Here is a 17,849-nt window from a genome sequence, read left to right as displayed (position 1 = left end):
ATATTGTCTGACAATACACATGAATCCTGGAGAATGTGGAGAGCAAAATGACGAAGCGGATCATGTTCACCGGCGGCAGCGGCAAGGCCGGGCGTCATGTCGTGCAGTATCTGGTCGAGCAGGGCTGCCAGGTGCTCAACATCGACACCAAGCCGCTCGACAATCCCAAGGTGCGCACCTTGATCACCGACATCACCGACAGCGGGCAGGTGTTCAATGCGCTGTCGAGCTATATAGGCCTGCATGAATTCGACCCGTCGCTGCGCGCGCAGCCGGTCGATGCCGTGGTGCATTTCGCGGCGATCCCGCGCATCATGATCACGCCCGACAACGAGGTGTTCCGCATCAACGCGCTCGGCACCTACAATGTCATCGAGGCGGCGGCAAAACTCGGCATCCGCAAGGTGGTGATCGCCTCCAGCGAGACGACCTATGGGCTGGTCTTCGCCAACGAGCCGCGCGACCCGACACATTTCCCGCTCGACGAGGATTATGACGTCGATCCAATGGACAGCTATGCGCTGTCGAAGATCGTCAACGAGAAGACGGCGCGCGCCTTCGCGCTGCGCAGCGGCATCGACATCTACGCCTTGCGCATCGGCAACGTCATCGAGCCGCATGAATATTCGCTGTTCCCGAAATGGTTCGCCGATCCAGGTTTCCGCAAGCGGATCGCCTGGAGCTATATCGACGCGCGCGACCTCGGCCAGATCACGCTGCGCGCCATCGAGACGGACGGGCTCGGCTATCAGGTGTTCAACGCCGCCAATGACGACACCTCGTCCGACCTGCCGACGGCCGAACTGTTGAAGCGGTTTTATCCCGGCGTGCCGGTCAAGGGTGAGCTCGGCGAATACGAGACGCTGCTTTCCAACCGCAAGGCGCGGGATATGCTCGGCTTCCGCCCGGAACACAGCTGGCGGAAATACGTCAGGACGGCGTGACGAGGCCGACGCATCCCGGCTGATCTGTGCACAGAAGCAGGCTTTGCCGCCCGAGGCTGTTGCGGTGCTTGACAGCTTTCGCAATCCGGACTTTGTGAACGCATGCGGGACGGCAAGCCGAATAAGCCAAAAACACCGGCCAGGGCGGCTTCGGCCGAGCGCCCGGCTGTCGTTCGCCGTGCCGATACGGCGCGCATGCCTGGGGCGAGCGTGCATGCGTCGCTGGCCAACGAAATCGGTCTCAGGATCGTGCGCGGCGACTATCCGCCGGGAACCATCCTGCCCAACGAAGCCAAATGGTCCGAAACCTTCGACGTCAGCCGCTCGGCGGTGCGCGAAGCGATCAAGATGCTGATGGCCAAGAGCCTTTTGGCCTCACGCCCCAAGATCGGCAGCTGGGTCGAGCCGAAAGAGCGCTGGAACCTGCTCGACCGCGACGTGCTGGCCTGGTACGCGACCTCGCCCGACCGCGAGGTGTTCCTGAACACGGTGCAGGAGTTCCGCCACATCATCGAGCCGGAAGCGACCGCGTTTGCCGCGATGCGGCGCACAGACGAGCAGATGGCCGAGATCAGCCGGGCCTGCCGGGAGATGGGCGCGGCGGCGACGCTGCAGGAGCGGACCCGTGCCGACACCCGTTTTCATCTGGCGATCCTGCGCGCCTCCGGCAACGACCTCCTGGTGCCGCTCGGCGTGCTGATCGAATCGGCGTTCGATCATCTGTTCGCCTATACGACGCGGGAACTGGACGATCTGCAGCACGCGCAGAAGCTGCACGAGGCGATCGAAAAGAACATCCGCCTGCAGCGGCCGGATGCGGCACGCAACGCGGTGCGCAAGCTGTTGGCCAATACCGACAGCGTCATCAAGTCGCGCTGATATAGCGCGGGACCACTGCAGCGCTTCATCTCGATCTTTCTTCGCCGTCCGCAATCTCCCCGTCCGCAATCTCGTTGTCGGCATCGGCCAGCGCACCGGTCAAAAACCAGGCTTCGGTTTCAGCCATTCCCTTAAGGGCGATGCTGCCGCGGCGCTCGAAGGCGAAGCGATGGTCGACCATCGCCATCAATTGAGCCGAGACCTGAATGCGGCCGGGCTCGCCATGAGCCTCCATGCGCTGAGCGACATTCACCGCGTCGCCCCAAACGTCGTAGGAGACGCGCAGGTCACCGATCACCCCGGCGACAACCACGCCGTTGTGGATGCCGATCCGCAAGGAGAGCCGGTGGCCTCCCAATGCCTTGTGCCGGCTCATTTCATGCTGCATCTCGAGCGCTAGCCGGCAGATCGCGACGGCGCCGCGTTGAGCGTCGCCGTCGAGGCCGCCGACGGCCATATAGCTGTCGCCGATCGTCTTGATCTTATCGACGCCGTTGCTTGTGCAGAGTCCGTCGAAGCTGCAGAACAGCTCGTCCAGCCATCCGACCAGCTCATCGGGTCCGACTGCATTGGCCGCGGCTGTGAAGCCTGCGAGGTCGGCAAACATGATGCTCGCCGACGGTACTTTGTCGGCGATGCGCGGTTCTTCTCCGCGTTTGAGGCGCGCCACTATCGCCCGGGGCAATATCACGTCGATCAGCGATTCCGAGCGGGCGAATTCCTGTGAAAGCTCGATCTCGGCACGGCGCAGCGCTGTGAGGGCGTAGGCGATCAACAGGAGGTTGATGATCATCGTGTTTATGAGCGCCTGAACCGCCAGCGTTTCCCGAAAACCGGCCTGTTGGGGCATTACGAAGCCAGTCGGGCGCCCGAAATAAAGCGTCGCGACCAAGGCCAGGAACGCCGCTGCGTAGAAGATCAAGAACTGCCGCCACTGCTCGATGCCGAAAATGAACAGCAGGAAAGCGGCAAGCGTAAAGTAGATCTGAAGGCCGCTGTCCAGACCGAGCGCCAGAACCACATAAGTGTGGCCGCCGATGGTCAAGGTCGACAGGGCGATCGCTCCAAGATTCTCACCATAGCGTTGCAGCCGGTGCAGCCGGTGCACGGACAGGGCAAGAACGGTCACCACCGCATTGTAAATATGCAGCGGCATCAAATCCCAGGGGAAGAGGACGGCATTCAGCAGCAGATGCGAAAAGGCGTTGAGCGCGATGGCGAATGCGCCGATATTGGTGAAAATCTGCCGCCGGCGGATATCGGGATCTTCAGCCGTGACACCCAATTGGACAAGGCGCGAAATCCAGGGCGGGGTCTGACGCCGGCGCGATCGGCTCTTCGGGGTTAGCTCGTGCAGCCCGGCCATCGTCAGGCATTCATCGCAACCGAGATACGCCGGTTGAGTTCCGCCGGGTTTGTAAGAACGAGCGCACCGCGCGCCTTCGCAATTAGCCCGTCCCGGACAAGCGCCGATAATTCGCGTGACACCACCTCACGGCGAGAACCTATGCGCGCGGCGAGGTCGTTCTGCAGTGGCGGTGGCGTTATGATCCGCTCACCGCTGCTGCCGCTTCGCAGCCGCGACAGGCGCAGCAATTCGCACAAAAGCCTCGGCCTCACCTGCAGGAACGAATATTCCGCAAGGCGCGTGTTCAGGCTGCGTATCCTATCGGCCAGCAGCGCGAGGAAATGCAGGGCGAACGCCGGATTGTCGTGGAGCAACCCTGAAAAGAACGGAGCAGGCATCACCACCAGATCTGAACGGTGGAGTGCGGTGACATTGGCAGCGCGCGGCCGGCCGTCGATGGCCGCCAGTTCGCCGAAACATCCACCCACTCCCAACTCGCCAAGGATCACCTCTTTGCCGACTGGAGAGCGATAGAGAATGAGGACCCGGCCCGACACCAGGAAATAGACATCGGTGCTCGGATCCTCGAAATCGATGATCATCTGATTGGCGTCGACGCTCATCCGTCTGCAGCGCTGCGAAATACGCACGCGCGTATCGGCGTCGAGTGTCTCGAACACTGGAATGGCATCCAGATCGGTCATCTTCCCAACCCGCCACCGCAAAAAAGTGACGCTGGCCCTTCCGGGACATAGTGGCCGCGTCGTGGCGGACTGGCAAGCAAAGAGCGCCCAGCTTGATGATGTGACCGAATGCACATCGTAAAAGTTCGGGGCACGGCATGATCATCTCCATCGAAGGACGATTGGCGCTCTTCGCGAAACCCAGGGAGGAACGAACATGACCAGCAAACTTATCGGCATCGCAACAGCAGCCACCATCGCCATCGCAGCGCTCGCATCGACGGCTTCCGCAGCACCATTGGCGGCCTTCGGCAATACACCATCGGCGGCCTTCGGCAACACTGGGCAGCAGAGCCAGGCTGCCGGCGATTTTGTCGTCAAGATCGGCCATCGCAGCCATCGTCATGGCCACGGTCACGGCCACCGCTGGCACAAGCGTTTCGGCTTCTACGACTATTATCCCGTCTATGATTATCCCGGCTATAGCTGCTGGACCAAGAAGAAGATTTTCACCAAGCATGGCATTTTCTGGAAGAAGATCTGGATTTGCGGTTGAACCATAGCTTGGACACACCGAGGCCCGGCCAATTGCTGCCGGGCCTCTTTTGTATTTGGCTGCCGTGGCCCCCCTATGCCTTCGTCATCCTGCAGGCGTCTCAGTGTTCTCTCGGGCGGCCAAACGCGGCGCGCAGTTCGTCCTTGGCATCCTCCAGCACTTTCTTCTGCTTGGCCGGCAGGTTCGTGCCGGCGCGGTTGATGTAGAAATTCAGCATCGACATGGCGGACTGGAACGGCTCGGCCTTGCGCCGGTCGCTGTGCTCGGCCGATCGCTTCAACGAGGCTGCGATCTTCTTGGGGTCGTGGGATTCGAAGATATGGTCCTCGAGGTCCAGCGCATCGCTGTGCTCGGTGACCTCGGCCGACCATTTCCTTTTCGCGGTCATGACAAACTCCTTCTTCCTTCTATTGGCCTATTGGCGAGTTTGATGAAAAACTCCGGGAAGGCGGCCACCGTTCCACTGCAGCTCAAATCTCTGGAGCCACGCAATTGCGCGATGTGGCGCTGCACGGCGCCGCCAATCCTGCCGATAGTGGTGTCGAACCCGTCGACTTGCGCACAACCGCGGACAGGAAACGCCTTGACCACAACCGCCTCCAGCCGGCCGAGCAGCCCCGGCATAGACAGCGCCTATGCCTGGCTGCGGCTCGGCATCTCGATGCTGCTGGCGACGATCGGCGGTGTCGGCATGTGGGCGGTGGTCGTGGTGCTGCCCGCCATGCAGGCCGAATTCGGCGTCGATCGCGCCGCCGCTTCGATGCCCTATACCGCGACCATGGCCGGTTTCGCCGTCGGCAATGTGCTGGTCGGCCGCGCCATCGACCGCATCGGCTACTGGATACCGGCGCTCATTGCCTCGGTGACGCTCGGTACCGGGTTCCTGCTGGCGTCGCTGACCACTTCGATCCTGCAGTTCACCCTTGTCCAGGGACTTTTGATCGGCGTCGGCACGTCGGCGATTTTCGGGCCGCTGATCGCCGACATCTCGCACTGGTTCAACCGCCGCCGCGGCGTCGCGGTGACGGCTGCCGCCGCCGGCAGCTATCTCGCCGGGGTGATCTGGCCGTTGGCAATGCCCTACGTCATACAGAGCGAGGGTTGGCGCTTCACCTATGCCGCAATCGGCGTCGTCTGCCTCGCCACCATGCCGCCGCTGATCATGCTGCTCAGGCGCGGCGCACCACATGCCGCCGCTCCCGGTTCACCCGGCAGCCGGCCGGTCCAGCCGATCACGCTGTCACCGGCAGCGCTGCAGGTGTTGCTCGTCGTCGCCGGCCTTGGCTGCTGCGTGGCGATGTCGATGCCGCAAGTCCATATCGTCGCCTATTGCATGGATCTCGGCTACGGCGTGGCGCGAGGCGCCGACATGCTGTCGATCATGATGGCGGCGGGCGTCGTCAGCCGGCTGGCGTCCGGCTTCCTTGCCGATCGCATCGGCGGCGTGAAAACCCTGCTGATCGGCTCGGTGCTGCAAGCCCTGTCGCTGTTGTTCTACATCCCCTTCGACGGGCTCGCGTCGCTTTACGTCGTCTCGCTGGTCTTCGGCCTGTCGCAGGGCGGCATCGTGCCTTGCTATGCCATCATCGTGCGCGAATACATGCCCGCCAAAGAGGCCGGCCAGCGCGTCGGCATCGTCATCATGGCAACTATCTTCGGCATGGCAATCGGCGGCTGGATGTCGGGCTGGATCTACGATCTGACCGGCTCCTACGCCGCCGCGTTCCTCAACGGCATCGCCTGGAACCTGCTGAACATAGCGGCCATGGTGCTGCTGTTGTGGAAGGCGCGGCGCAGCGCCGCGGCGATGGCCTGAGCACCGACCCCGCTGGCCAGAGCGATGGCAGCGACATGGGGTAGGCCCCCGTGACGCGGAGCCCGGTCCAGGTTCCTGCTTGACGTACACATATCTCGGCGGTTATTGGTTTTCAATAGCCAGAGAGTTATCGATCGCCATGTCACAGCCCCACGAGATCCTCTTCAAAACGCTTGCCGATCCGACGCGACGGGCCATCTTCGAGCGGCTGTGTCGCGACGGAGACCAGACCGTCGCGGCCCTGACCGCTCGGGCCGGGGTCTCACAACCGGCCGTGTCAAAACATCTTGGGGTGCTGAAGCAGGCCGGGTTGGTGCGCGACCGGCACGAAGGCCGCAACACGCACTACAGCGCGGAGTTCGGCGCCCTGGCGCCGCTGATCGACTGGACAAACCAAATGGCTGGGTTCTGGCAAAGCCGGTTCGACAACCTCGAAGATCTGCTCAAAAGGATGGACCAATGACCAATACCGAGACCGAAACGCGCGCCGTCATTGTTGAACGGGAGGTCGCTTTTCCGCCGGAAAAGATCTGGCGCGCGCTGACCCAATCACACCTGATCGAGGAGTGGCTGATGAAGAACGATTTCAAGCCAGACGAGGGGCACCGTTTCAATCTGAGCGCGGACTGGGGGACGGTCGACTGTCAGGTCCAGGCAGTCGAGCCCAACAAGATGCTGTCTTACACGTGGGATACCAAGGATCTCAGAAGTGTCGTCACGTGGACGCTCACCCCTACGAGCACAGGGACCCATCTGCGCATGGAGCAGTTGGGCTTCCGGCCGGACCAGCAGCAGTACTATCAGGGCGCCCAACACGGATGGCAGCGGTTCTTTGCGAAGCTGGAGCAGGTCCTGGCGCGAATAGAATAGGCGTGCCGGCGCCATAGGCATCTGCGGGCGAAACGCAATGCCCAACAAGAAATCTGTCAACGAAACAAGGTAGCAAAAAAAGCCGCCAAGCGGGTCGCCCGATCCGCTTCAACTCGTCTTCAGAGGAGGTCCCAAATGAACTGGAACACGTGGATCCGGCAATTCCACCGCTGGCTGTCGGTCATTTTTACGGCGGTCGTCGCTGCCATCTTCATCACCTTGGGCGTAGGTGTCGAGCCGGCCTATTGGGTATATCTCATGCCGCTGATCCCGCTCGGCCTGCTCATGCTCAGCGGTCTCTATCTGTTCGCGTTGCCCTATGCCACGAACTGGCGCAGCGGACGACGCACGGCGTAGAAGACCGAGCACGGTGGACGACAAGACGCCCGCTCACCACCCACAGCCGAAATTCAAACAGTGGCGCTACCCGAGTTCGGGTAGCTGTCTTGCCCGGTTCGCTTGACAATGGGGTAAGGCTGCGCGACGCCAGACGGGTGTGGCAAGTCGGGTGTGGCAAGTCGGGTGCGGCAAGTCGGGTTGGCATGGCGACAGTGGCAAAGACGCTGAACAGCATTTCGCGGCCGCGCTTCGGCGAGGGCGCCGCGTTCGGGACCAGGCTATGACCAAACCGCGCTCGCGCCGTGGCGGCGGCCGTCCGACGATCGCCGATGTCGCGCGCAAGGCCGGCGTCGGCGCTATTACCGTCTCCCGTGCCTTGCGCGAGCCGGAGCGCGTTTCGGAGGATCTGCGCCGCCAGATCCAGGCTGCTGTCGATGAGCTCGGCTATCTGCCCGATCCGAATGCGCGAGCATTGGCTTCGGCGCGCGCCGAGGTCTTTGGCGTGCTGGTGCCGTCGCTCACCAACAGCGTCTTTGCCGAAGTGCTGCGCGGCATCTATGACAGCCTGTCGGACAGCTCCTGCCGCATCCAGTTCGGCAACACCCATTATTCCGGCCTCGAGGAGGAACGGCTGCTGCAGGTGTTCGGCCCGCAGCGCCCGGCGGCGCTGATCGTGGCGGGCATCGACCAGACGCCAGTTTCGCGAAGACTGCTCGAGACGGCCGGCTGCCCGGTGGTGCAGGTCATGGAGACCGGGCCCGATCCGGTCGACATGATGGTCGGCTTCTCGCATTTCGACGGCGGCAGGGCGGCGACTGAGCACATGATCGAAATGGGCTATCGCCGCATCGGCTTCATCGGCGCGCGCATGGACCCGCGCTCGCAGCGGCGTCTGGCCGGGTATCGCGCGGCGATGGAGGCGGCCGGCCTGTTCGACGCGCGGCTTGTCACCACCACGCCGGTGCCGTCCAGCGTGACGCTCGGGCGCGAATTGTTTCGCGACGCGCTGGCCAAGATGCCGTCGCTGGACGGGGTTTTCTGCAACAATGACGACATCGCGCTCGGCGCGCTGTTCGAGTGCCACCGCGCCTCGATCGCCGTGCCGAAGACGATCGGCATCACAGGCTTCAACGATCTCGACATGATGGAAGTGGCTTTCCCCTCGGTCACCAGCATCCGGACGCCTCGCTACGAGATCGGCCGGCTGTCGGTCGCCATGGCGCTCGCGGCGATTGCAGGCAAGCGGCCGCAACAGCCGGTCGTCGATCTCGGCTTCGAACTCAAGCGCCGTGAGAGCACTTCCCGCTGAAAGCACTTCCCGCTGAAAGCACTGGGCGCTGAAAGGACTTGCAGGCATCGCGAAATGCCGCTTTACTCTACGTCATGGTAGCGCTACCAGTTTTATCCAGGCGAAAGCTCGCGAAACAGCGAAAGTCTGTTTATTATATATAAGCGACAGCTGATGCTTGTTTATTATGTATAATATGATAGTTTTTATTCCGGTTTACTGAGCTACGAGGGAGGAGATCGGGTTGGCATTCGGCCACCCTGAAAGCGCGACGGCAAGGCAGGAGGTGCCGAGCCAGGCACGCGAGACGCGTAAGAACAATCAGAAACTGCAACTGGGAGGAATATCGATGATCAAGTCACTCGTAGGTGGCGTCGTCGCCGCCACTGCATTCGTCATGCTGAGTTCGTCGGCGCTCGCCGAACCCGAAATCGTCGCAGGCCCATCCGCCGAGCCGGAATGCTTCGCGCCATGGGCCGCCGACACGCAGTTCTTCAAGTTTCCCAAGAAGGAAGGCCCGTACCGCGTCGCGCTCGCCAATGGCTATATCGCCAACACCTGGCGCATCCAGATGGTGCAGACGGCAAAAGCCTATGCGGCGCAGCCGGAGGTCGCGGCCAAGCTCAAGGAATTCAAGGTCGTCTCGACCGGCGAAGACGTGCCGGCGCAGATATCGGCGATCAACAATTTCATCGATTCCGGCTATGACGCGGTCGTCGTCAACGCGCAGAATCCGACGGCGTTCGGTCCGGTCATCAAGCGCGCCAAGCAAGCCGGCGTCGTGCTGGTCGCCTTCGACAACATCCTCGACACCAAGGACGCCATCAACGTCAATGTCGACCAGAAAGGCCTTGGCGAGTTGTGGGCCAACTGGCTGATCAAGCATATCCCCAATGGCGGCAAGCTCCTCGAGGTGCGCGGCGTTGCCGGCACGTCGGTCGACACCGACCGCCACAACGGCATCCATGAGGCCCTCGACGCTTCGGGCAAGAAGTGGGAGGTCACCGAAGTCGTCGGCAAATGGGACGATGGCGTCGCGCAAAAGGCTACGGCCGACGCGATCGCCACCAACGGTCCCTTCGACGGCGTCACCGGGCAGGGCGGCGACACCGGCATCGTCCAGGCGATGATCGACGCCAAGCATCCGTTCGTGCCGTTCGGCGGCGAAACGGAGAATGGCTTTCGCAAATTCTGCGCCAAGTTTGCCTCAGAAGGGCTGAAATGCTCGTCGGCCGGAACCGGACCCGCCCAGGTGGCGGTCGCCGTCAAGACGGCGATCGCCGCGCTCGAAGGCCAGGTCGTCCCGCAGGCGGTGAAGCTGCCGCTGGCGATCGTCGAGGATCCGAACCTCAAGGAGGGCGAGGACTATTTCCCCGACCAGTCCGACAATTTCTTCGTCGGCAATTCCTTCCCGACCTGCGGCATCAATTTCACCGCGCAGGAAATCATGGGCCAGAGCAAGGAGAACCAGTAGGCTGATCGCTCGGCGCCGCGGGTATTACGCGGCGCCGGTCCCGAAGAACAAGCGCCTTGGGAGGGGCCGATGGACGGTGCGGTTCCGCTCTTCCGCATGGAGGGCATATCCAAGCGCTATGGCGGTGTGCGGGCGCTGGAAAAGGCCGAGCTTTCGGTCACGCCAGGCAGCATCCACGCCATCCTCGGCGAAAACGGCGCCGGCAAATCGACGCTGATCAAAGTCATGGCCGGCGTCGTCGCGCCTGACGAAGGCCGCATGATGCTGGACGGAAGCGAGGTGAGCTTCGCGTCGCCGGCCGCGGCCAACCAGGCCGGCATCGTCTGCATCTTCCAGGAATTGTCGCTCGTCCCCGAACTCAGCGTCGCCGACAACATCGTCATTTCCGATCCGCCGAAACGGTTCGGCATGATCGACCGCAAGGCGCAGCGGCGCATCGCGGAGGAAGCCCTGGCGCGTGCAGGCGCCGCCGACATCCACCCACTGGCGCTGGTCAAGGATCTTCCGCTTTCAAGACGGCAGATGGTCGAGATCGCCAAAGCACTTGCCAGGAAGCCGCGCATCCTGATCCTCGACGAGGCGACCTCGGCGCTGACCGCGGCCGACGTCGCCAAGATTTTTGGCGTCTTGAAACGGCTGCGCTCGGAAGGGTTGGCGCTGCTCTACATCTCGCATCGGATGAACGAGATCGCCGAACTGGCCGACCAGTGCACGGTGTACCGCAACGGCCGCAACGTCGCCAGCTATGCTGCGGGCTCGAAGAGCGACAATGAAGTCGTCGAGTTGATGATCGGCCGCGAATACAGCCATATTTTTCCACCGAAGCCGGTGCGCGCCCCGGCTATAACCGCTCCGGTGCTTGAGGCGCGAAAACTGTCGTGGACCGACCGGCTGGACAATATCTCGCTGACGGTCGGGGCAGGCGAGGTCGTCGGCCTCGGCGGCCTCGACGGCCAGGGCCAGCGCGAATTGCTGCTCGCCTTCTTCGGCGTGCTGCGCGGCCTCAGCGGCCAGATACTGATCGACGGCAAGCCGGTGGCGATCGCCAGCCCGGCCAAGGCCCGCGGTGACCGGATCGGCATGGCGCTGATCCCGGAGGACCGCAAGACCGAAGGCCTGATGCTGCCGATGACGGTGCGCGAAAACCTCTCCTTCGCCGCACTCGACCGGTTGTCCAGGGCCGGCATCATCGACCGTGCCGCCGAACAGCGGCTGATCGACGACATGGTCGCCCTGCTGGCGATCAAGACGGCCGGCCTCGACATCCCGGTTGGCGCGCTGTCCGGCGGCAACCAGCAGAAGGTGGTCATCGCCAAATGGCTGATGCGGCAGCCGCGCATCATCCTGCTCAACGACCCGACGCGCGGCATCGACGTCGGCACCAAGCAGGAACTGTATCAACTGATGCGCAAGCTTGCCGACCAGGGCGCGGCGATCCTGTTTTACTCGACCGACTATGACGAGCTGATCGGCTGCTGCGACCGGGTGCTGGTGCTCTATGACGGGGCGGTCAAGCGCGAGCTGGTCGGCGCCGAGATCACCGAGCGGGCGCTGATCGCCAGCGCGCTCAACATCCATGGCGAAGAGATGAAAGGCAAACGCATGGCGAAGACGCCAGCCCGAGGAGCAGACGCGTGAAGGATTGGCGCTACTGGCTTGCCGAACAACGCGGAACGCTGCTGGCGTTCGGAATCTTCATCGTGATGTTCACGATCTACACCTCGAACCATCCGGCCGGCTTTACCGCCAATGTCGTGCAGACGGCTTCAAACAAGGGCGTGTTGCTTGCCTTCGTCGCCATGGCGCAGACGCTGGTGGTGATCACCGCCGGCATCGACCTTTCTGTCGGCATGATCTTTCTGCTGACCAACTGCCTGGCCTCATGGCTGGTCATCGGCACCGGCATCGAGACCGCGTTCGGTGTCGTCGCGGTGCTCGGCACTGGGCTGCTGTGCGGGGCGATCAACGGCGCCATCGTCATCTACGGACGGCTGCAGCCGATCGTCACCACCATCGCCACCGGCGCGGTCTATTTCGGCATCGCGCTGCTGCTGCGACCGTTCCCGGGCGGTTCGGTCAATGAGGATCTTGCCGACGCGCTGACCGGGCGGCTGTTCGGCGTGGTGCCGGCGAGCCTGGTGGCGCTGCTGGCCATCGTGCTCGTCGTCTGGGTGCCGTTCAGCCGCTCCGTGCTTGGGCGCGCGGCCTATGCCGCAGGATCTTCGGAGATGGCAGCCTACATGTCCGGCGTGCCGATCCGCCGCGGCAAGTTCGCCGCCTACGCGCTGGCCGGCCTGCTGGCCGCGATCGGCGGGCTGTTCCTGACCTTCTTCACCTACACGGGCGAGGCGGCCTATGCCAGCGGCAATGCCTATACGCTGTTCTCGATCGCCGCCGTGGTGCTCGGCGGCGTCTCATTGTTCGGCGGCAAGGGCAGCGCCATCGGCGCGATTTTCGGCGCGCTCGCCTTCCGCACCATCGGCGACCTGCTCTTCGTCTTCGATTTCGATCCGCTCTGGCAGCCGCTGTTCCAGGGCGTCATCCTGCTGATCGCCGTCAGCCTCGGCGCCTTCGCCCTGTTCAGGGTCCGCAACCGGCTGGAGTGGTTCCTGTGAGCGAAACGACCATCGCCGGCATCGCCGGCCGCATGCCGAAATTCATCCGCCGCGCCGACCCTGCGGTGCTGACCGCGTTTGCCTGCATCGTGCTGCTGCTGTTTGTCGGCAGCCTTTATTCGCGCAGCTTCCTGTCGCCGGAATATCTGCTGCAGCAGCTCAAGGTGGCGTCGTTTCTCGGCGTCATCGCCACCGGCATGATGCTGGTCATCCTGCTTGGCCAGATCGACCTGTCGGTGCCGTGGTCGGTGGCGACGGGCGCGATGATGGCCTGTGCGGCCGCCGCCTACGGCCCGCTCGGCGTGGCGCTGGCTATCCCGTTCGGCATTTTCTGCGGCGTCGCGATCGGCATCGTCAACGGCATCGGCGTCGCTTATCTGCGCATTCCCTCGATGATCATCACGCTCGCCACCAATGCCGTCGCGCAAGGGCTGATGGTGGTCTATACCGGCGGCTTCTCGCCACAGGATTCGGCGACCCGGGCGATGCGCTATCTGGCGACCGGCTTTGCCATTCCGGGCGTGCCCAATGCCGTCGTCATCTGGGCGCTGATCGGTGCTGCGATGGTTTTCGTGCTGACCCGCACCGGCTTCGGCCGCACCGTCTACGGCATCGGCAACCGCGAGCGCGCCGCCTACCTCTCCGGCATCGACACGCGGCGCGTGGTGCTGATCGCCTTCGCCGTATCCGGCGGGCTCTCCGCCTTCGGCGGCGTGCTTCTGGCCGGCTATGCCTCCAAGGCGGCGCAGTCGATGGGCGACGCCTATCTGCTGCCGTCGATCGCTGCGGTGGTGCTTGGCGGCACCTCGATCCTCGGCGGCCGCGGCTCCTATCTCGGCACGGTCGCGGGCGTCATCCTGATCACGCTTTTGCAATCCATTCTTTCCGTCATGCAGATGCCGGAGGCGGGGCGGCAGATCATCTATGGCGTCGTCATCGTCGCCATGCTCCTGCTTTACGGCCGCGCGCCGGCCAGCCGCTGACCCGCATCGTGGACGAAAAGACAGCACAAATGCAGAGGAAACGCATTCGGCCCGCACCGGCCGTCGTGGTGATGGGCGTCGCCGGCTGTGGCAAGTCGGCGGTCGGCGAAGCGCTGGCGGCGGCATTGGGCGCTGTCTTCGTCGAGGGCGACAGGCTGCATCCACCGGAAAACGTCGCGCGCATGGCAAGCGGCGAGCCGCTGACCGACGCATTGCGCGAAGGCTGGCTTGACGCGATCGGCCGGCGCATTGCAGAACCGGTCGGCGATGGGCAGAGCGTCGTCGCCGCCTGCTCGGCGCTCAAGCGCAGTTACCGCGAGCGTCTGCGCGGCTTTTGCCAGGACATTTTGTTCCTCTACCTGGAAATCGATCCGGCGACCGCAAAGCGGCGTGTCGGCTCCCGCCAGGGCCATTTCATGCCAGCAAGCCTGGTCGACAGCCAGTTCGCCACGCTCGAACCGCCGGCAGCCGACGAGAATGCATTGACGCTCGATGCGACGCGTCCGATCGCCGATATCGTCGCCGACGTCACAAGCCTGTTCGAGTCGGATTCATGAGGGGTCGCTGGCGCCGATTCCGCTTCAAGACGCCAGATCAGATCTGTGACGTCAGTTCGACTGGAAAATCGTCATTGTCGGCGTCGCGCATGGCGGCGAGGCTGCGATTGTCCAGCACCTCGGCGATCGCATGGCGCACCTCCAGCATCATGTTCCGGACCTGGCACGTCGCCTCGTCGCAATCATCGCAGCGCTGATATTGGGTGCGGCTGGCGCAAGGGATCGGCGCCAGCGGCCCGTCGAGGACGCGCACGACATGGCCGATCTTGATCTCGGAGGCCGGCCGGGCGAGGCGATAGCCGCCTTCCTTGCCCTTGCGGCTCTGGACGAAGCCGGCATTGCGCAATTCGCCCAGAATGGCATCCAGGAATTTCTTCGGGATGTTGTTGGCGACGGCGATGTCGTTGACGAACGCCAGCTGGCCGACCGGCAAGCCTGACAGGTGCACGAGGGCCTTGAGGCCGTATTTGCCTTTTTTGGTAAGCATGCCCGATTCAGTTCATGAAAACCCCAACCGCCCGCATCTGGCGGTTGTTTGTGTGCAAATCATGACGTTTTGTCACGCGATGCAGTTTCGCGAAACAAGCCGTCCGCGGGCACAGTAGGCACAAACACGTTGATTGTTCGTGACGTTTTGGACGGCGGGCTAGGAACGTGAGGGAAATCACCTGTCCGGAGCGCGAAAAACGAACAAGGCCGGCAAAAGCCGGTTTTCTATCGATTTCGAAGATCGCTTGCTTCAGCGGCTGCCATAGGTCTGGTCGAGCAGTCCGCCGGCGGCGAAATGCTCGGCCTGGATCTTGGCCCAGCCGCCGAAGACATCTTCGACCGTCAGCAGCCGGACGTCGGGAAACTCGGCCTTGTATTTGGTGGCGACCGCCGCGTCGCGAGCCCGCAGGCCGTTGCGGGCGGCGATGTCCTGGCCCTGCGGCGTGTAGAGGAAGTCGAGATAGGTCTTGGCGAGGTCACGCGTGCCATGCTCGTCGGCGACCGTGTCGACGATCGCCACCGGAAACTCCGCCAGCAGGCTGACCGAGGGCGTCACCTGCTCGAACTTGTCATCGCCATACTCCCTGCGGACGCCGCGCGTTTCCGACTCGAATGTGATCAGCACGTCGCCGATCTCACGCTGCACGAAGGTGGTGGTGGCGGCGCGCCCGCCAGAGTCGAAGATCGGCACGTTGTTGAACAGCTTGGTGACGAATTTCTTGACCTTGGCGTCGTCGCCCTTGAAGGCCTCCTTGGCGTAGGCGGTGGCCGCGAGATAGGTGTAGCGCGCATTGCCCGACGTTTTCGGGTTGGGGAAGATCACCTGGACGTCGTCGCGCACGAGATCGTTCCAATCCTTGATGTTCTTCGGGTTGCCGGCGCGCACCAAAAAGGACGGCAGCGAATAGAAAGGCGAGGCGTTGTCGCGGAAGTCCTTCTGCCAGTCGGCGGAGATAAGCCCCTTCGAGACCAGGAAGTTGATGTCGAGGACCTGGTTGAAGGTGACGACATCGGCGCCGAGGCCTTCGGCGATGGCACGCGCCTGCGCCGACGTCCCGGCGTGCGACTGGTCGACGGTCACGCCGGGGTGCTCTGCGACGAAGGCCTTGTTGATCTGCGCAAACAGTTCGCGGCCGACATCATAGGACGCGTTCAGCAATTTGTCGGCCGACCAGGCTTGGGAGGATGCGAGGAACAGGCCGGCCAATGTGGCGACCCCAAGCAAAAATCGCTTCATGAAAACAGGGCTCCGATGCAGTGCGCTTATTGCCGAACCATAGCGGCAAGGCATGGTGGGCGACGAGACACGCAGAGCGGCTTCACCACGCCATCGCGAGAAAAATGTTCCCATTCCAGGCCGTTGCGAGGATTTTCTTTCACCCGGAGTCTTGCGAAGCACCTGGGCAGCGGTCCCCATGCGTTGGCAAGACGATTGCATCGCGACACTGTCTGGCATTTTACAATGGTATAAACAAAGGAGCCATCGCTATGCCCCAGCGCCGCCATTCCAAGACTCCGCCGAAAGAGGCGAAGCTGTTTCGCAACAATCGCAGCCAGGCGGTGCGCATTCCTGTCGAGTTCGAGCTCCCCGGCGAAAAGGGTCTTGATCAGCCGTGAAGGCGACCGCCTGGTCATCGAGCCGGTCCGCAAACCTGGCCTCTCGGCGCGGCTCGCGCAATGGGCGCAAGAGCCACCGCTCGGTCCCGAGGACGACTTCCCCGGAACCGACGATATGCCTGTCAAATCCGAAAGAATTTTTTAATGCGGCTCATGCTGGACACCAACTTGTCAGCGACATGATCCGAAACCCGGCGGGCAGAGCCACTATTGGGCAAAACGACCTTTTTATTGCTGCCCACGCCTACGCGCTGGACACCACCCTGGTAACCGCCAACATGGGAGAGTTCAACCGGATCAAGGGCCTGAAGGTCGAGAACTGGCTGAGTAGCGCCGGAAGGGATCAAGCAGCCGGAAAAAGCTTCCAGCGCCGCGGCCTGAACGCTACCCGGCTCTTCTGCGCCGCCGGATGGTCGACCGGCAGCTCGATCTCGACCCGCTGGCGCTCGCCGCCGATTTCGAGCTCCACCCGTCTGGTGCCGGCGACGCGGCGGCTGGCGGCAACCGTGCCGGCGATGCAGCCATTGCATTCGTCCACCAGGTCGACATCGTGCGGGCGGAAGAACAGCGTTGCTTCGCCCCGCGGCGCCTGCGGCGCCGACAGCCCGATCGGGCGATCGGCGATCCAGACCTGGCCGTCCTCGACCTTGACCGGAAGCGCGCTCGATTCACCGATGAAGCCGTAGACAAAGGGCGAATTCGGCGTGTCGTAGATTTCGTCGGCGGTGCCGACCTGCTCGATGCTGCCCTGGCTCATCACCACGACGCGGTCGGCAAGCTCGAGCGCTTCTTCCTGGTCATGGGTGACAAAGACCGTGGTGTGGCCGGTGGCGTCGTGGATGTCGCGCAGCCAGCGGCGCAATTCGCGGCGGACCTGGGCGTCGAGCGCGCCGAACGGCTCGTCCAGCAAAAGCACGGCCGGTTCGATCGCCATCGCGCGGGCCAGCGCCACGCGCTGGCGCTGGCCGCCCGAAAGCTGCGCCGGATAGCGCTTTTCCAGGCCGGAAAGCTGGACGAGGTCGAGAAGCTCTGAGGCACGGCGGCGGATTTCCTGCGCCGACGGCCGTGACGGCCCGTGCCGAACTTTTAGGCCGAAGCCGATATTGTCGGCGACCGTCATATGGCGAAACAGCGCATAATGCTGGAAAACGAAGCCGACATTGCGCTGCTGGATCGACTTTTGCGACGCATCCTCCTCGCCAAAGAAGATCTTGCCTTTCGTCGGCCGCTCCAGCCCGGCGATCAGCCTGAGCAGCGTCGTCTTGCCGGAGCCGGATGGCCCGAGCAGCGCGATCAGTTCGCCGGACTTGATGTCGAGCGAAACGTCGTGGAGCGCCGGAAACCGCTCAAACTCCTTGCGCACGTTGGCAACGCGAACTTCCATCAACCGT

Annotated in this window: 19 protein-coding genes and 2 pseudogenes; 15 read left to right on the top strand and 6 right to left on the bottom strand. The window is 63.2% G+C overall.

The window, feature by feature from the left end; all coding sequences use genetic code 11:
• Positions 1–47: 47 nt before the first annotated feature.
• Together AC0L18_RS19025 and AC0L18_RS19020 are read left to right on the top strand one after the other, a co-directional pair.
• Positions 48–944 (top strand): NAD-dependent epimerase/dehydratase family protein, encoded by an 897-nt coding sequence (locus AC0L18_RS19025; protein WP_473493721.1) that lies wholly within the window; start codon positions 48–50, stop codon positions 942–944.
• Positions 945–1,046: 102 nt separating this feature from the next.
• The gene (locus tag AC0L18_RS19020) at positions 1,047–1,823 is read left to right on the top strand and encodes a FadR/GntR family transcriptional regulator (RefSeq protein ID WP_473493720.1); all 777 of its coding nucleotides are present in this window, start codon (positions 1,047–1,049) and stop codon (positions 1,821–1,823) included.
• A gap of 25 nt (positions 1,824–1,848) precedes the next feature.
• Here AC0L18_RS19020 and AC0L18_RS19015 read toward each other — a convergent pair whose 3' ends face one another.
• Both AC0L18_RS19015 and AC0L18_RS19010 read right to left on the bottom strand, forming a co-directional pair.
• Positions 1,849–3,189, bottom strand: a complete 1,341-nt coding sequence (locus AC0L18_RS19015) for an adenylate/guanylate cyclase domain-containing protein (RefSeq protein ID WP_473493719.1) — start codon at positions 3,187–3,189, stop codon at positions 1,849–1,851.
• A 2-nt stretch (positions 3,190–3,191) separates the two neighbouring features.
• Complete coding sequence (locus AC0L18_RS19010) at positions 3,192–3,794, bottom strand: Crp/Fnr family transcriptional regulator (RefSeq protein ID WP_473493718.1); 603 nt, start codon at positions 3,792–3,794, stop codon at positions 3,192–3,194.
• Between the two features lie 277 nt (positions 3,795–4,071).
• Between AC0L18_RS19010 and AC0L18_RS19005 the strand changes: the two genes are divergently transcribed.
• Positions 4,072–4,410, top strand: coding sequence for a hypothetical protein (locus AC0L18_RS19005; protein ID WP_473493717.1), 339 nt, complete (start codon positions 4,072–4,074; stop codon positions 4,408–4,410).
• A gap of 100 nt (positions 4,411–4,510) precedes the next feature.
• Here the strand turns inward: AC0L18_RS19005 and AC0L18_RS19000 are convergent, their stop codons facing one another.
• Positions 4,511–4,798 (bottom strand): DUF3175 domain-containing protein, encoded by a 288-nt coding sequence (locus AC0L18_RS19000; RefSeq protein ID WP_023798654.1) that lies wholly within the window; start codon positions 4,796–4,798, stop codon positions 4,511–4,513.
• A 195-nt stretch (positions 4,799–4,993) separates the two neighbouring features.
• Here AC0L18_RS19000 and AC0L18_RS18995 point away from each other — a divergent pair, with 195 nt between their 5' ends.
• The 10 genes from AC0L18_RS18995 to AC0L18_RS18950 all read left to right on the top strand — a co-directional run bounded on the left by AC0L18_RS18995 (position 4,994) and on the right by AC0L18_RS18950 (position 14,352).
• On the top strand, positions 4,994–6,226 hold the full coding sequence (locus tag AC0L18_RS18995; RefSeq protein ID WP_473493716.1) for an MFS transporter: 1,233 nt from the start codon (positions 4,994–4,996) through the stop codon (positions 6,224–6,226).
• Positions 6,227–6,365: 139 nt separating this feature from the next.
• Complete coding sequence (locus tag AC0L18_RS18990) at positions 6,366–6,689, top strand: ArsR/SmtB family transcription factor (RefSeq protein ID WP_128175152.1); 324 nt, start codon at positions 6,366–6,368, stop codon at positions 6,687–6,689.
• A complete protein-coding gene (locus AC0L18_RS18985; RefSeq protein ID WP_473493715.1) occupies positions 6,686–7,096 on the top strand; it encodes an SRPBCC family protein in 411 nt (136 codons plus the stop codon). Before AC0L18_RS18990 ends, AC0L18_RS18985 begins: the two co-directional genes overlap by 4 nt.
• A gap of 135 nt (positions 7,097–7,231) precedes the next feature.
• Positions 7,232–7,453 carry a hypothetical protein gene (locus tag AC0L18_RS18980; protein WP_473493714.1) on the top strand — a complete coding sequence of 74 codons (222 nt, stop codon included), beginning with the start codon at positions 7,232–7,234 and terminating at the stop codon, positions 7,451–7,453.
• Positions 7,454–7,715: 262 nt separating this feature from the next.
• Positions 7,716–8,744: an HTH-type transcriptional regulator GntR gene (gene gntR, locus AC0L18_RS18975; RefSeq protein ID WP_473493713.1), complete on the top strand. Its 1,029-nt coding sequence runs from the start codon at positions 7,716–7,718 to the stop codon at positions 8,742–8,744.
• Between the two features lie 328 nt (positions 8,745–9,072).
• Complete coding sequence (locus AC0L18_RS18970; RefSeq protein WP_473493764.1) at positions 9,073–10,197, top strand: sugar ABC transporter substrate-binding protein; 1,125 nt, start codon at positions 9,073–9,075, stop codon at positions 10,195–10,197.
• Between the two features lie 69 nt (positions 10,198–10,266).
• Positions 10,267–11,835, top strand: a complete 1,569-nt coding sequence (locus AC0L18_RS18965) for a sugar ABC transporter ATP-binding protein (RefSeq protein ID WP_473493712.1) — start codon at positions 10,267–10,269, stop codon at positions 11,833–11,835.
• Entirely contained in the window at positions 11,832–12,812 is a 981-nt protein-coding gene (locus tag AC0L18_RS18960) for an ABC transporter permease (RefSeq protein ID WP_023798662.1), read from the top strand. Before AC0L18_RS18965 ends, AC0L18_RS18960 begins: the two co-directional genes overlap by 4 nt.
• Positions 12,809–13,795, top strand: coding sequence for an ABC transporter permease (locus AC0L18_RS18955; protein ID WP_023798663.1), 987 nt, complete (start codon positions 12,809–12,811; stop codon positions 13,793–13,795). Before AC0L18_RS18960 ends, AC0L18_RS18955 begins: the two co-directional genes overlap by 4 nt.
• A 29-nt stretch (positions 13,796–13,824) precedes the next feature.
• Positions 13,825–14,352, top strand: a complete 528-nt coding sequence (locus AC0L18_RS18950) for a gluconokinase (protein ID WP_473493711.1) — start codon at positions 13,825–13,827, stop codon at positions 14,350–14,352.
• Positions 14,353–14,389: 37 nt separating this feature from the next.
• On the opposite strand, the gene AC0L18_RS18945 is transcribed toward AC0L18_RS18950, so the two are convergent.
• Positions 14,390–14,839 (bottom strand): RrF2 family transcriptional regulator, encoded by a 450-nt coding sequence (locus AC0L18_RS18945; protein ID WP_027154320.1) that lies wholly within the window; start codon positions 14,837–14,839, stop codon positions 14,390–14,392.
• 252 nt (positions 14,840–15,091) lie between these two features.
• Positions 15,092–16,078, bottom strand: coding sequence for a sulfate ABC transporter substrate-binding protein (locus AC0L18_RS18940; RefSeq protein ID WP_473493710.1), 987 nt, complete (start codon positions 16,076–16,078; stop codon positions 15,092–15,094).
• A gap of 251 nt (positions 16,079–16,329) precedes the next feature.
• On the opposite strand from AC0L18_RS18940, the pseudogene AC0L18_RS18935 reads away from it, so the two are divergent.
• Both AC0L18_RS18935 and AC0L18_RS18930 read left to right on the top strand, forming a co-directional pair.
• Positions 16,330–16,603, top strand: a pseudogene (locus tag AC0L18_RS18935) (antitoxin).
• Between the two features lie 61 nt (positions 16,604–16,664).
• Positions 16,665–16,784 (top strand): annotated as a pseudogene (locus AC0L18_RS18930) (type II toxin-antitoxin system VapC family toxin); the annotation flags it as partial.
• Positions 16,785–16,801: 17 nt separating this feature from the next.
• On the opposite strand, the gene AC0L18_RS18925 reads toward AC0L18_RS18930, so the two are convergent.
• Positions 16,802–17,842: a sulfate/molybdate ABC transporter ATP-binding protein gene (locus AC0L18_RS18925; protein WP_128175126.1), complete on the bottom strand. Its 1,041-nt coding sequence runs from the start codon at positions 17,840–17,842 to the stop codon at positions 16,802–16,804.
• Positions 17,843–17,849: the final 7 nt, after the last annotated feature.

The sequence above is a fragment of the Mesorhizobium sp. WSM4819 genome (genome assembly GCF_055811215.1).
Note: the sequence above shows the minus strand (reverse complement) of the source record. Positions and strands in the feature narration are given on the sequence as shown.